This window comes from Christiangramia sediminis, assembly GCF_020552705.1.
Classification (GTDB): domain Bacteria; phylum Bacteroidota; class Bacteroidia; order Flavobacteriales; family Flavobacteriaceae; genus Christiangramia; species Christiangramia sediminis.
In genome coordinates, this window is sequence record NZ_JAJBZG010000005.1 from 313790 (window position 1) to 329464 (window position 15675).

General features: G+C 37.0%; 11 protein-coding genes. 1 reads left to right on the top strand and 10 read right to left on the bottom strand.

Annotation, left to right across the window (positions count from 1 at the left end; genetic code table 11):
* Positions 1-9 precede the first annotated feature (9 nt).
* From LGQ90_RS10790 to uvrC, 10 genes are all read right to left on the bottom strand, one after another.
* Positions 10-447, bottom strand: coding sequence for a hypothetical protein (locus LGQ90_RS10790; RefSeq protein WP_229341001.1), 438 nt, complete (start codon positions 445-447; stop codon positions 10-12).
* Positions 448-534: 87 nt separating this feature from the next.
* Positions 535-3267: a TonB-dependent receptor gene (locus LGQ90_RS10795; protein WP_229341003.1), complete on the bottom strand. Its 2733-nt coding sequence runs from the start codon at positions 3265-3267 to the stop codon at positions 535-537.
* Positions 3268-3457: 190 nt separating this feature from the next.
* Complete coding sequence (pgi, locus tag LGQ90_RS10800; protein WP_229341005.1) at positions 3458-5089, bottom strand: glucose-6-phosphate isomerase; 1632 nt, start codon at positions 5087-5089, stop codon at positions 3458-3460.
* Entirely contained in the window at positions 5090-6322 is a 1233-nt protein-coding gene (locus LGQ90_RS10805; RefSeq protein WP_229341007.1) for a peptidoglycan DD-metalloendopeptidase family protein, read from the bottom strand.
* Positions 6323-6333: 11 nt separating this feature from the next.
* Positions 6334-7293 carry a tryptophan 2,3-dioxygenase family protein gene (locus tag LGQ90_RS10810; RefSeq protein ID WP_229341009.1) on the bottom strand — a complete coding sequence of 320 codons (960 nt, stop codon included), beginning with the start codon at positions 7291-7293 and terminating at the stop codon, positions 6334-6336.
* A 2-nt stretch (positions 7294-7295) separates the two neighbouring features.
* Complete coding sequence (locus LGQ90_RS10815) at positions 7296-8072, bottom strand: DUF3108 domain-containing protein (protein WP_423738453.1); 777 nt, start codon at positions 8070-8072, stop codon at positions 7296-7298.
* A gap of 300 nt (positions 8073-8372) precedes the next feature.
* Positions 8373-9515: a 4-hydroxyphenylpyruvate dioxygenase gene (hppD, locus tag LGQ90_RS10820; RefSeq protein ID WP_229341013.1), complete on the bottom strand. Its 1143-nt coding sequence runs from the start codon at positions 9513-9515 to the stop codon at positions 8373-8375.
* Positions 9516-9617: 102 nt separating this feature from the next.
* Positions 9618-10790: a homogentisate 1,2-dioxygenase gene (locus LGQ90_RS10825; protein ID WP_229341015.1), complete on the bottom strand. Its 1173-nt coding sequence runs from the start codon at positions 10788-10790 to the stop codon at positions 9618-9620.
* 170 nt (positions 10791-10960) lie between these two features.
* Positions 10961-13186, bottom strand: a complete 2226-nt coding sequence (locus tag LGQ90_RS10830; protein ID WP_229341017.1) for a patatin-like phospholipase family protein — start codon at positions 13184-13186, stop codon at positions 10961-10963.
* Positions 13187-14980: an excinuclease ABC subunit UvrC gene (gene uvrC / locus LGQ90_RS10835; protein WP_229341019.1), complete on the bottom strand. Its 1794-nt coding sequence runs from the start codon at positions 14978-14980 to the stop codon at positions 13187-13189.
* Between the two features lie 122 nt (positions 14981-15102).
* On the opposite strand from uvrC, the gene LGQ90_RS10840 reads away from it, so the two are divergent.
* Positions 15103-15588, top strand: a complete 486-nt coding sequence (locus LGQ90_RS10840; RefSeq protein WP_229341021.1) for a hypothetical protein — start codon at positions 15103-15105, stop codon at positions 15586-15588.
* Positions 15589-15675: the final 87 nt, after the last annotated feature.

A 15675-nucleotide genomic window follows, 5' to 3' on the forward strand; every position in this document is an offset into this window, starting at 1 on the left:
ATTCTATAATTAAAACCAGGCGCTCCAAGGAATTCTTGAAAGCATTACCACCAATGCAAAACCATAAAATATGGCCAGCATTTTAAATTTAGGCCTGGAGGTAAGTTTCTTTTTATGTTTTGAATATCCAATCGTAATTAAAGCGATGGCAATAAGCATCATCAAGGGATGTTCTACATTATATAATCTAAGAACTGAATCTCCCATAACTCCTCCCATTCCTTCTTGCGCCCACATTTTAAAGTATGGCGTAGTAAAGTATAAAATGATACCTATCAGAAACTGAATGTGAGAAACAATAAGCGTAAAAAGGGCAATTCTAAAATTTGTTGCTGAGTATTCCTTATTGGCGGCAAAACCAATAATAGCATTAAAACTTGCAATTAAAAGCATGAACAATACCAGATATGCCCAATAAGAGTGTATAAACTGAATAGTTTCGTACATAAATTAGATTTTGGTTAAAGATAAAATAAAATGCATAAAAAACGCCCCGAAATATCGGGGCGTTCTTATATAGACTTATAAATTTCTTTAGAAATTAAAAGATACACTGGCATTCCAGGTTCTACCCCATCCAAAGAAAACATTATTTCTAGTGTTTACTCCATCATAAGTATCATCTCCAGGACCAGCAAGAATATTAGTATTAGATTCAGAAATATAGATATTATCTGTAACGTTATTTACGTTCACTCTAAAGCTTAATCTGTTTTCTCCAAGATCAAGACCATAAGAAGCACCAAGATCTAAAAGACCAAAAGACGGTACTTCAAAAACCTGGAAATCTGGGTTATTTAAAGCATCTGTAGCATCAAAATCTGCATAAAGATTGTCTGCATATCTGTAAGTTGCATCTACGCTAAGATTATCAACAATTTGGTAATCTGCACCTAAACTTGCAGTTAACTGGGCAGCATTTCCAACCTTAACTCCATCAAGGCTAAGAACGGCATCGTCTACACCAGGAATTGGATTCTGGTTTTCATCAAAATATGATGCTCTTACATCATCCTTGTACTCCCAGTCACCGATAGAAAGCATACCATTCCATCTAAATTTATCTCCAACTCTACCATAGAAATCGAATTCAAATCCTTTGTGAACCTGAGTAATTCCAAGAAGGTTTGCAGTACCTCTAAGTTCCTGTGGTGTATCTGCGAAGAAAGTTGCTGTCTCACTTTCAAATCTATCTGCCCATGAAGTTCTATAGATATTCACGTTCGCATTGAAATACTGAGAACGGAAACCATATCCTAATTCAAGTCCAAATACCTGCTCATTCGTTAGGTTTGGATTTAGATTGTTTCCAAAGTTGATATAAACTGCATCAAAAAGTGGCTGCTTAGAGTAGTAACCTACGTTACCAAATACGTTATGCTTTTCATCAATATTAAAGTTCATACCCCCTTTAATATTTCCTCCAATGATATTTTCCCAATCAGTTTCCTGATTTCCTGGAGCTTCGTTGAAATATTCAACTCTTTTGAATCCTTGATTAGAAATAGACCCCTGAACAAAAGCTGAAATTTGGTCACCAGCATACTCTAGTTGTCCGAATGCACCAGCCCATCTTACAAGACCATCATTGTTGTAATCAATTTTTTCCTCATCATCGATACTTTTAAATACATTTAAAGTATTCCCGATAGTAGGCTCATAAGTTTCATTTAAGAATCTTGTTGGGTTGTTTTGATCTGCAGTTGAAAGATATGTATCTGCACCCATCAAGTTTACTAATCTACGGTAATGGAAACCTCTGTAAGATCTTAAGTCTGCACCTACATCTAAAGTAATTTTATCTGTTAGTTCAGTTTCAAAGTTTGAGATAACACCAAACCAGTTATGAGAGTTTACAGAAGAACGTTGAGATATTCCATTTTCCCCTGTACGATTTCCATTTCCAGTATTTACAAACTGTCCCTGGTACTGACCTTCGCCAGAATAAGGTTGTCTAGGATCTCCAAAAGCAGGAACATTCTGACCTGAGTTCCATGCAAAAATATCATCCATTGGTATTAGACCATCTTCTGTTAATGGTAAAGCAAATGATTGTCTTCCGTTAATTCTACCTATAGATCCTATAGAACCTCCTCGTCCAAAGGAAGCATATGAGGTAGTAGATAATTTTGAAAGACTTGTAATATCCCATTCCCAGCTAAGAGAAGCTACCGGTTTGTGATAGAAGTTTCCAGCAAAGGTGAACTCCTCACCGTTTCTATATCCAAAGTCAAGGTTATATTTTTCATTAGGCTCTCCATTTTCACCATATTCAAGGTAACTTGAAAGTGGAGTAAATGCTCCTCTTTGATTATGTTGTTGAGGCGCACCGGTTAGCATGAAATTGAACTCATGATCTTCGTTTGCCTGATATCCTACTCCAATAAAGTAGTTATATCCTTCAAATTCAGTTCCGTTAACGTAACCATCTCCAGAAGTTCTGCTTAAAAGGAAAGATCCAGACCAGCCATTATCGTTAAGTCCAGTATTATAAGAAGCTACTGTTTTTAAGTAACTATCGTTACCAACACTGGCTTTTACAAAACCACCTTCAGACATTTGTGCTGAACGGGTTACCACGTTAATTGTACCTCCTACAGAAGATACTGCAAGTTTAGAAGAACCTAAACCTCTTTGTACCTGTACAGCTGAAGCCACATCACTAAGACCAGCCCAGTTACTCCAATACACAGCTCCATTTTCCATATCATTTACAGGAATACCGTTAATCATTACCGCAGAGTTTTGAGTATCAAAACCACGAATAGTGATACGGGAATCTCCAAATCCACCACCTTGCTTAGTTGCATAAATAGAAGGAGTTGTATTAAGAATTTCAGGGAATTCCTGGTTTCCTAATTTCTCCTGAATCTCTGAAGAACGAATAGTAGAAACTGCTACCGGGGTTTGACGATCTTTAGCAAGATCTACCACTCCTGTAACAATTACTTCAGATAATGCATTAGCATCAGTAGCAAGGAGTATTTGTCCTAGATCCTGAGTTTGACCACCTGTTACATTAAATTTTACCGTTTTTGGTTCATAACCAACAAAGCTGATTCTAATTTGACCTGTAGCGTCTTCAACATCTAAGCTGAAATTTCCGTCGAAATCTGTCATAGCTCCCTGTTGAGTTCCCACTACCATCACGTTCGCACCTGGTAATGGTCCATCCATTTCAGAGTCTATTACCGTACCGGTAACAGTTCCTTGAGCAAAGATTGTAGCAGATGTTAAGAACATTGCTAACAGTAATAATTTCCTCATTTGTTTTAATTGTTTGAGTTTGATTAAAAAATTCGTGGCAAAAAAAGCTAATTCCTAGCAACTATAGTTTATCCAAATGTTAAGATATTTAACTTTAACATTAAGCCGTCGCAAATCTATACAAAAAAAGAAAGTGCCTGATATAAGGCACTTTAAAACTACTAACAGGTTTTTAACAATCTGACTATTATTAACTTAAATAAAATTTTAATAAATTTTTAGTAGAAGAATCGTGGTTATCTACCGTTTCTGTTGAGAATTCCGCAAGAATTTTGTTAGCAAGTTGCTTACCTAATTCTACCCCCCATTGATCATAACTAAATATGTTCCAGATAATACCCTGTACAAAGATCTTATGCTCATATAAAGAGATAAGTTTACCCATACTTTCAGGTGTTAGCTTTTCAATTAAAATAGTATTTGTGGGATTATTCCCTTTAAAAACCTTGAAAGCTTTAATTCTATCTATCTCTTCCTGACTTAAAGCCTTGAATTTTAATTCCCCCTGAACTTCCTCTTCCGTTTTACCATTTAATAATGCTTCGGTTTGGGCGAAGTAGTTCGCCATTAACTTATCCTGGTGGGATTTATCATTGAAAAGAGAGTATTTAAAACCAATAAAATCTGTCGGTATTAATTTTGTTCCCTGGTGGATCAACTGAAAAAAGGCGTGCTGAGAATTAGTTCCCGGCTCACCCCAGATAATTGTTCCGGTTTGATACTCTACTTTTTCACCATTTCTATCTACACTTTTCCCATTACTTTCCATAATTGCCTGCTGAAGGTAGGACGGGAATTTATCTAAATATTGAGAATAAGGGATCACCGCTTCACTTTCAGCGCCAAAGAAATTATTATACCAAATACTGATGAGTGCGAGCTGTACAGGAATGTTTTCTTCAAAGGAAGTTTCTTTAAAATGATCGTCCATTTTACGAGCACCTTCAAGCAAAGATTCGAAATTATCATACCCAATGGCAAGACTTATAGAAAGGCCCACTGCACTCCAAAGAGAAAAACGTCCTCCTACCCAATCCCACATCGGGAAAATATTTTTTGGATCTATTCCAAAATTTTCAACTTTTTGAAGATTGGTAGAAACAGCAACAAAATGTTTTGAAACTTCTTTTTCAGGAACCGATTTGAGAAACCACTCTCTAACCGTAGTAGCATTGCTCAAAGTTTCCATGGTAGTGAAGGTCTTGGAAACTATAAGAAATAAAGTAGTTTCTGGATTCAGGTTTTTGATGGTTTCGTGGACGTGATCTCCATCTACATTAGAAATAAAATGAACATTAAGATGATTCTTATAAAATTTAAGACTCTCTGTTACCATCACTGGTCCAAGATCTGAACCTCCAATACCAATATTTACAACATCAGTAAAGGCTTCTCCTGTATAGCCTTTGCGTGTGCCGCCAATTATATCGTTACTAAAATCTTTAATTCTGGCTTTTACCTCCTGAACTTCAGGTACTACATTCTCGCCTTCAACTTTAATATCAGCATTTTTATCAGCCCTCAAAGCCGTGTGCAAAACGGGACGATTCTCGGTTTGATTGATCGCCTCTCCCCCAAAGTAACTATTAATGGCTTCTTTTAAATGACACTCTTCGGCAAGCTGAAGCAACAAAGAGCGTGTATCTTCAGTAATCCTGTTCTTGCTATAATCTACATAGAAATCTTCCCACTGAATGGTAAATCTATCGGCACGTCTTTCATCATTCCTGAACATATCTCTCATATGCTCATTCTGGATCTTCTTATAATGATGTTCTAATTCCTTCCAGGCGTTCGTGGTGGTTGGATTTATATTTTTCATCTAAATATTTTTGTAGGGAATTTGTTCTAACTCTTCTTTTAATGGCTTTATATAAGCAAAATACTCCTCTTTAAGCCCATCTTCAATATGTTCGGCTGAAGGCAGATTTTGACGATATGGATCCACCTGTCGTCCATTTACCCAGAAACGATAGCAAACATGAGGTCCTGTAGCCAGGCCTGTACTCCCCACATAACCAATCACATCTCCCTGTCTTACGGTTTGCCCGTTTCTTACATTTCTCTTGGTCATGTGTAGATACTGGGTAGTGTACTTGCTATTATGCCTAACTTTTACATAATTCCCGTTTCCTGATGTATAACTTGAAGCGATTACCGTACCATTGGCCGTACTTACAATGGGGGTCCCATGGGGTGCAGCATAATCGGTTCCTAAATGAGCTTTCCATCTTTTTTGGACCGGATGAAAACGTCTTCTGGTAAATCTTGATGAAATCCGGGAATAATTAAGGGGTGCCTTCAAAAAGAAGCTTTGCAATGCCTTAGCTTCTGCATTATAAAAACTTGGCTGTCCCGAAATCGTATCGGTCAAATATCTAAAGGCGTAATAGGGCTCATCAGAATGTTTAAATACAGCCGCATCTACCTTTTCTATACCGGCAAAAATAGTGTCATCAATATACTTTTCCTGGTAGACCATTTTAAACTGATCTCCTTTTTGAAGTTTAAAGAAATCTATACTCCACTGGTATATATTAGACAATTCATAGACCAGCAAATTACTTAAGCCCTGCGCCTGCATAGCTTCAGAAAGAGAAGAGGTGATCACCCCTGAAACTTCCCTTCTTTTAATGGTAACGGGCCTCTTTTTCTTATCAGCATAAATACTATCCCCGAGCGCCAACACCGTATAGTTGATCTTATCATTTTCATAAATAAAATACTGTGGCGTTCTGGCTGAATCTTTTGCTCTTAACAGCAAATATTTTTTACCGGCAACAATGCGTGCGGGATTGAAACTGTCTTTTACTGACTCAGTGATCTCAAACACCTTTCCTGGTTCCACGCCATTTTTATCCATTATAGCTCCAAAAAAATCTCCCGATCTTATCGTATCCCTAACAACCTCGAAATCGTTCAATATAAAGCCGTATTCTTTCTCGATAGGAGCCAGCTTTTCTTTCTTCACTTCTGTGATTGCCTGATCTTTTTCTTCATCATTGCAGGCTACAAATGCCAGCATCAGTATTAATAGTAAGCCTAATTTTTTCAATTTTGTACTTTTTATTTTTCTGTATTAAAAGTATGATTCACCCATTGTTTACCCCAATCTTCCTGCTCTTCCCTGCTCCATAGATTAGGAAAAAAAGTTATTCTCTGAAAGCTTGGTGGAAGGAATTTCTTCCAATTGGTACCACCGGTAGCCTTGATAGTTGTTTTATCTTTACTCAAATAACGATACGCAGCCCCCATATGCATTAACAACCAGTTGATATTCACATTTACATCCAGATTTCGCATTGCTTTCACCAGATCTTTGTTGTTTCTATCGTCTTCGTGCATTTTAAGATAACGATGATAAATGGTATTTTCATGTACCTCTTTGGCAATACGTAAAAACCGGGGGGTATATCTTTTTTCGAATTGTCTTAAAGTGAGCGTTTTTTCTCCGGTTTCCAAATCTATCCCACCTTTTTTCCAGTATATATTCTCATAAAGATCTTCCGGACTATTCTCTGCGGAAAAATCTTTGCGTATTTCTGGTGAAACCAGATGTTCTAGTGGCGTGGAATACAATTCTATCATCCTGAATTGCGCAGACTGAAATCCGCTGGCTGGCAATAATGCCATCCTGAATTTCAAAAATTGTTCTCTCTCCATCCCTTTGATCATGACATCAAAAGAATCTATAAGTATTCTGAAATAGCGATTTATCCTGTTGAGCTTTTCAGTAAAGAAAGACGCGGTAAGCGTGTCGCTTTCTATGATCTGTTTTTGCTCATGAATAATAAGCTTAAAATATAATTCAGTGATCTGGTGATAAGTGATGAAGATCGTTTCATCTGGGAAATGTGTATTCGTTTTTTGCAGACTTAGCAGCGTGTCTACCTCAATATAATCCCAATAGGATAAATAACGGTCGTAAAGAAGACCATCCAAATAGGACCCCATATCCTGTCCCGAATTCTTAAACTTTTCTTCCAGCTTGACAATTCGTTCCGCGATTTCGGGTTTTATCTCCATATTTAATTCATTATAATACTAAATTGATGCTTTAAACCTTTATATGCTTCAAGGTCTGCATCCAGTGATCCAACGGCAAGATCGGCTTCTATTTTTACCGGAATTTTATTGTTATCATCACTTATCCAAAAAGTAAGGCTTTCCTTTTCTTTAAAAACCCGTCCTGCAAGAACATAAGGTCTGAATTTTAAGGTGGCTACTTTTCCGAATTTCGTTTTAATTACTTCCCTTCCCAGGAATACTAGTTTAAAATCCAGGTTCTCGTCATCGATAAACATATTAACCCTCATTTCATCGCCTGGTTTTAGCTTATCGCCGTTAATCTGGTTGCGAATATAATAAAATGACGATAACATATCATGCACATTATTTGGTACAGAATAGGATTTTTTCTCCCGGTTTTTTCTATTTAAAACGTGAGCCTTGTTATTGTTGTGATCAAAATCTATGACCAGATCTTTGGTATATCCCCCCTCATTTATATTTCGGATAAATTTGTAAGGTTTTCCTGTCCTTTTATCTATATAGGTTTGATAATCATCATCAACCTTAAAGAATAAACCTAATAATCCGGTGGATTTTCCTCGTCCTTTTATATGGTAAACAGGGGTATTATTGATAACAGCTTCATCTACCTCTAAAGTAGCATAGCTGGCATTGAACATCCCGTAATGGATCCTGAATTTGAACCACTCTCCAGATTCAAAAGCTTGCTGAGCAAAAAGTTGGGAGGTATTAGTTAGGCATAAAATGAAGGTAATTGCAAAAAGTCTTTTTATCATAATAAATTTCCTAAGTTTCAGTATATATCTGCTTAATACGCTGATTACAATTACTATTCCAAAAGTATTAAAACAAAAAACCCCATCAAATTAATGACGGGGAATTTTATCTTATTAACCAACTAAAACTTAAATTATGAAAAAAATTTAAAACATTTCTGGTAACCACTCCAAAAATGCGGTGCAAAAGTCTTGTATTTCTACCTTACCCGCAACGCTTACATAAACTTTAACTTATAATTTACGTGATTATCAGAAAATTGTTTTTTTCAGCTAAATTTTAGCAGTTTTTTAATCTTAATTTAATGTACCTCTCAAATCCTGTTCTCTTTCAATTGCCTCAAACAGTGCTTTGAAGTTTCCTTTTCCAAAAGATTGAGCTCCTTTTCTTTGAATAATCTCAAAGAACATGGTTGGTCTATCTAAAACGGGTTTGGTAAAGATCTGAAGAAGATAACCTTCATCATCCCTATCCACCAATACACCCAGCTCTTTTAAAGGTTCGAGTTCCTCATCTATCTCTCCAACCCTGTCCAGAAGATCGTCATAATAAGTTTCTGGCACATAAAGGAATTCAACTCCCCTGTCTCTTAGCTGGGTTACGGTTTCAATAATATTATCTGTAGCCAGGGCAATATGCTGCACACCAGCTCCATTATAAAAATCGATATATTCTTCGATCTGAGATTTCTTTTTCCCTTTTGCGGGCTCGTTTATTGGAAACTTGATCCGGCCATTTCCATTACTCATCACCTTACTCATAAGAGCGGTATAATCTGTAGAAATATCCTTATCATCAAATGATACCAACTGCGCAAATCCCATTACTTTTCCGTAGAATTCCACCCATTTGTTCATTTCATTCCAACCTACATTACCAACCATATGGTCAATAAATTTCAATCCTGTATCTGCAGATTTTGCTTTTGTAGTATAGGTTCTGTAACCTGGAAGGAACGGACCATCATATTCTCCCCTTTCCACAAACAAGTGAATAGTTTCTCCATAAGTATGGATACCAGAGATCACAGCTTTGCCGTTATCATCTTCCAACTCATAAGGTTCAACATAAGATTTGGCTCCTCTTTTCGTAGTTTCTTCATAACTCTTTCTGGCATCATCTACCCAAAGTGCCACGAATTTTACACCGTCACCATGCTTATTTATATGTTCATTGATACTGCCATCAGGTTGTAGTGGTGAAGTTAGTACTATTCTAATCTTACCCTGTTGCATAACATAGGACACGCTGTCTTTTTTACCAGTTTCTAATCCGGCATAAGCTACCGGCTGAAATCCCCAGGCATGCTGGTAATAATATGCTGCCTGCTTAGCATTTCCAACATATATTTCAACGAAATCGGTTCCCAGGATCGGCAAAAAGTCTTCTGCCTCCGGAATTACTTTTTCTAAGTTTAATGATGTATTATCTGTTGACATTTTATTTTATTTTTTAAGATTATTGATATTGTAAAAAATTGAATTCAGTTTTCAAAACTTTACCACATCGCTCTATCCTGTGCTGATAAATCTTTTTTCTTTTTAATGATCATGTCCGTCTTCCAACCATGATTTATGGTAGGTTTCATCTGCAATTTCCATTGCGTCCTCGGTTAGCATCAATGGTTTAAAAGTATCTACCATTACTGCCAGCTCTTCTGTTTCTACCTGACCAATACTTCTTTCTACTGCTCCCGGGTGTGGCCCATGGGGAATTCCTGCGGGGTGAAGTGAAATATGACCAGCTTCTATATCATTCCTACTCATAAAATCACCATCTACATAATACAACACCTCATCACTATCTATATTACTGTGACTATAAGGTGCGGGAATACTTTCAGGATGATAATCATATTTTCTAGGGCAAAAACTACAAACCACAAAGGCATCGGTTTCAAAAGTCTGGTGTACCGGCGGTGGTTGATGAATTCTACCCGTTATAGGTTCAAAATCATGAATTGAAAATGCATATGGATAATTATACCCATCATATCCAACCACATCGAATGGATGGGTGGCATACACCATATCAAAAATTTCACCTTTCTTCTTGATCTTGATCAGGAAATCTCCTTTTTCGTCATTGGTTTCCAGTTCATGTGGCTGCCTTAGGTCTCTCTCACAAAATGGAGAATGTTCCAGCAATTGGCCAAACCAGTTTCTGTACCTTTTAGGGGTATAAATAGGTCTTCTCGACTCTACGATAAACAATCTGTTATCTTCATCGTCAAAATCGATCTTATAAATAGTTCCCCTGGGTATTAAAAGGTAATCTCCATATTTAAAATCCAGGTTCCCCAGATGCGTGCGTAGCTTCCCACTTCCCTTATGAATAAAGAGCAATTCATCAGCATCAGAATTCTTGTAGAAATAATCATCGGTAGAACCCTGGGGCGATGCCAGGATAATATCGCAGTCTGAATTCGTCAACACCGGCTTACGGCTCTTTAAATAATCTGGATGTGGAGTGATTTGAAAACCTTTAAACCGGTATGATTTAAGATTATTTTCAACAGCAATTTTCGGCTTTACATCATAGCTCCCTTTGATCTCTTTTACCTGAGTGGGACGGTGTTCATGATATAAGTTGGAAGACATTCCGTCAAATCCAATGGTACCAAATAATTGCTCGTAGTATAGACTTCCATCCGGTTTTCTAAAAATCGTATGGCGTTTATGTGGAATTTTACCAAGTTTATGATAAAAAGGCATAATTATATGTTTTTAAATCGACCTAAAATTCACGAATCTTTAAAAGATCGGGATAAAATCGACTATATTTTTCGATTTATACAAATATCATGAAAATTTAGCGAAACAATCTTAAAACTAGTCTAAAAACAGGGCGCAGAATATAAATTATTGGGACTTAGCAGCCTATGTTAAAACCAGAAACCGAGGCTAAAGAACCAGTAACTTTCTTTAATTTCAGGAGAATAGGTATACTTTACTTCCAGAGGCCCCATAAATGTATCAATCCCATACCCCAATGCATAACCGGTGAAATCTGGGGTTTTAAACCAGTTCCCGGTGGTGTAGATCCTGTCTTCAACATTGGAAATATTTGCGCTGGCAATGATATGATTCTTTCGGAAGATCTGATAATCCACTTCCAACTGCGCCTTGATATAGCTATCCCCGGATAGGCTTAGAAAATCATAGCCATAGAAAGGTTTTATATTATTAATAAAATCATTCCCATAGCCCCCTAAAAAGAAATCCAGGACCTCAGTCCCGTCATTTCCAATCTTAAAACCTGTTTCAGTAGAAATTCGGGTGGTTAGGTTATTAAATGGCGTTACCGCATACCCCAGAGCACCTTTCGCGATAGAAAATTCAGCGAAATTATCGTTGTAATCTGAAGAATAAAGATAGAGATGAAAATCCCCTGTAAAGCTCACTCCCCGGGTGGGAAAATATTTATTGTCGTAAGAATCAAATTTCACGTACCCAAATGTGCTGGCATAATGACTGTTATCAAAGATCAACTCATTATTCTGGTTGGCTTCATTGAAAGTAGTACTGCTAAATTTCAAATATTTATGTTCAAGCCCAGCGCCTATTGAAAAAACCTGCTGAAAAAGGGTCTCAACATATAACTGATTGGTGAAATCTTTAAAATTCACATCCAGGTTGCGATTCCCCTCAAGCTGATTAATTTCTTCCCCTTTACTTAAGGCATTAAAATCTATATTTCTATCAAAAGTATTATAGCGGGAATTTACCCCAATACTCCAGTAATAGCCTTTATCCAGGTAATAGTTAAAATTATATCTAAGATTATCACCAACAATCAGGTCTACAGAAGCTACATCATTGGTAAACAGCAAACTTTTACGGGTAAGATTCACCAGGGCTGCACTCTTATAAAGTTCATCATAATGTAGTCCCAGTCGCAATAACATTTTATTCTCGCTTTCTTCCATTTGCATAGCCAAAACGTAATTGCCGTTCCCATCCTCTGGAATTAACTGGTAATTGATCCTTTCAAAATTTCCGGTGGCTGAAAGGTTATTCAGCCCAATATTAAGATCGTCAAAATTGTAAGGTTCATCATAATCCAGTTTCAATTTTCCCTGCACATAAGCTCTGGGATAGGTGTTATTTCCCTGAAGGGTAAGCGCGCTAATATTGAAGGTATCGATCTTTTTTACGGATTCCCGCTCAAATTTTTTATTCTTATTGTAGGGTAGTTTTTGTATTTCTGATAGCTTCTGAAGTGCGGCTACCCTGCCTGAATCTATGATTGCATTTCCTTCATCAAAAGACATTACCGAAAAAGGGCTAATATCAGGTTTGATATACACATCGGTTAACGGAATCTTTTCCTTCATATCATTAATCGTTCGAAAATTGCTTATTTGAGACATGATCTCAAACACATTCCGAAGTTTTTCCCTTTTCACGAGGCTATCCTGCACATCTACTCCAATAATAATATCAGCACCTCTTTTTCTCAATTCTTCCACCGGGTAATTATTTGCCACTCCGCCGTCTGTCAAAAGCTGATCATCGATTTTTATAGGACTTAGAAGTGTGGGAATCGCACCACTTGCTGAAATAGCTTTCGCCAGGGAACCTTCATCAAGAATTACGGCCTCCCCGGTTTCAACATTAGCGGCAACACAAAAAAATGGAATGGGAAGCTTGCTGAAATCATTCACATCACTTACATGCATGGTAAGCCTGGACATAAGATTGTAAATATTCTGACCTTTAAAAAGCCCGGTTGGAAAGGAAATATCAAAATTATCAAAAGGCAGGGTGATGGCATATTTTTCAGCATCCTCCTTTTCGTAAAAAGTTTTTGCGCGCCTGGGCAGGTTGTCCTGAATAAGGACATCAAAATTGGTTCCGTTAAAAATAGAATCAAGCTCCTTGGCAGAATATCCCGAGGCATACAAACCTCCGATAATAGCTCCCATACTGGTTCCGCCAATATAGTCTATCCTAACTCCCTCTTCTTCCAGGACTTTTAGAACTCCAATATGTGCCAGGCCTTTAGCCCCACCTCCACTTAAGACCAGCCCGATCTTAGGCTCCTCTTTTTCCTGACTGAAGCCAATTAAAGTGAAACTGAAGAATAAAAAGGCTAGAAATCTATGCATTTATTGTGAATGGTAATAATTAAATACGATTGCAGCTTTAGCAGCTCCCACAACATCGGCCAGTTCTTTCTGCGAAGCTTCTTTAACTCTTTTCAGGGACCTGAAATGTGTCAATAATTCTATAACTGTCTTCTCTCCTATCCCTTGGATAGACTCCAACTCTGTATTAAGCGCTGTTTTACTCCTTTTATTGCGATGAAAAGTGATCCCAAATCTATGCGCCTCATTTCTTAATTGCTGAATGATCTTTAAAGATTCAGATTTCTTATCAAGGTACAAAGGAATTGAATCTCCGGGATAAAATATTTCTTCCAGGCGCTTTGCAATACCGATGATCGCAATCTTTCCGCGTAATCCCAGGGTTTCCAAAGCTTTTACGCCACTGGACAACTGTCCTTTCCCTCCATCTACTATGATTAGTTCCGGCAGGTCTTCGCCTTCATTTAGTAGCCTGCGATATCTTCTAAAAACGACTTCTTCCATAGAAGCAAAGTCATTAGGGCCTTCTACCGTCTTGATATTAAATTTACGATAATCTTTTTTACTGGGTTTTCCATTTTTAAAAACTACACAGGCCGCCACCGGATTACTTCCCTGTATATTTGAATTGTCGAAGCATTCTATATGTCTGGGCTCTTTATTAAGTCTCAGGTCTTCTTTCATTTGCGCCATCACACGATTTACATGCCTGTCTGGATCTACAATTTTCATTTGCTTAAATCTTTCCTGGCGGAAGTATTTGGCATTTCGCTGAGACAACTCCACGATCTTTTTCTTATCACCAAGCTTAGGAACCACAATTTTTAATTCTTCCCCCACATCAACTCTAAACGGAACATAAATTTCAGTAGAATTTGAGCTAAAACGCTGTCTTATCTCCACAATGGCAAGCTCTAATAACTCCAGGTCACTCTCATCCAGCTTCTTTTTCATCTCAATAGTATGTGACCTAATGATCGCTCCATGAGATAACTGAAGAAAATTCACGTATCCATAACCTTCATCACTCACTATAGAAAAGACATCTACATTGTTGATCCTGGGATTTACCACCGTAGACTTCGCCTGGTAATTCTCCAGTACTTCTATCTTATTTTTTATCCTCTGGGCATCTTCAAACTCCATCTTTTCAGCATGGTTTTTCATTTGATTTCTGAAACGCTGTAGCGAATCCTTGAAATTTCCCTTGACGATCTGCCTTATAGCTTCAATATTACTATTGTATTCTTCTTCCGACTGAAGTTCTTCGCAAGGTCCAAGACAATTTCCTAAATGATATTCCAGACATACCTTATATTTTCCATTTCTGATCTTGTCTTCAGCCAGGTCATAATTACAGGTTCTAAGTTTATAAAGACCTTTAATAAGATCTAATAAAGTGTTTACAGTTTTAAAACTTGTAAAAGGCCCATAATATTCACTCCCGTCCTTAATAAGTTTCCTGGTGGGAAATACCCGAGGGAATCTTTCATTTTTGATACAGATCCACGGATAGGTTTTATCATCTTTCAGCATCACGTTAAAGCGTGGCTGATGCTTTTTAATAAGGTTATTTTCAAGAAGAAGCGCATCAGTTTCTGAACTCACCACGATATGTTTGATCTCATGGATCTTTTTTACCATCACCCCTATGCGATGACTGTCATGCTTTTTATTAAAATAGGAAGTGACCCTTTTTTTAAGGTTTTTCGCCTTTCCTACATATAATATCTTCCCGTTCTTATCAAAATACTGATAAACACCGGGACTATTGGGTAAAGTTTTAAGCTGTACTTCCAGAGCAGGTTTTTCCATTAGCTCAAATTTAAAATATATATAATCGCCAGTTAAACATTTACAGGATCAAATTCTGAAATAAATTCGTCATACATCAAAACGAATGATTTTTGTTTAATTTTGCGCCAAAGATCCATAGCTTGAAGGCAAAGATTTCAAATTTCTTTAAAGTTTATTTTGCCGTTTTTCTTGCATGTCTATATTTACTGGCACCTTTAAATGAAGAAATTTTAAGCTTTTTACACAAAAGTATACACCAACTAGAGGAGAGACAATCTAATATAGATATTCAATCCCCTTCAGATCATTCAATTTCACATACACACTCGTTTTTCGCTCCCAATGAGCACTCACCTAACGAAAATTCTCATCAGCACAAGCATTTGCCATCCCATGACCATCAAATATTAGAATTAATAAACAAGGTTTTTAAGATTTCTCCTGAAAAGCAGCAATTGCCGGAGGAATATCAGAAAAAAAATTACGACAAACATTTTCCAAAAGATTCTTATCGTCTTTTATATAGCTTTGAGAAAATTGTAGAAAGAAAAAGGACTTATTTCTTAAAATCATATTTTTTTAAGCTTGAAATTCCTGATCCCCCACCCCAAATACTTCTTACATAAAATTCAACATCAGAGTGTTCCAGAATAGGAATACTCCAGAAAATTATTTAAAAAACCAAAGGCTGTCTCTGTTGGTCAGGTTATGAA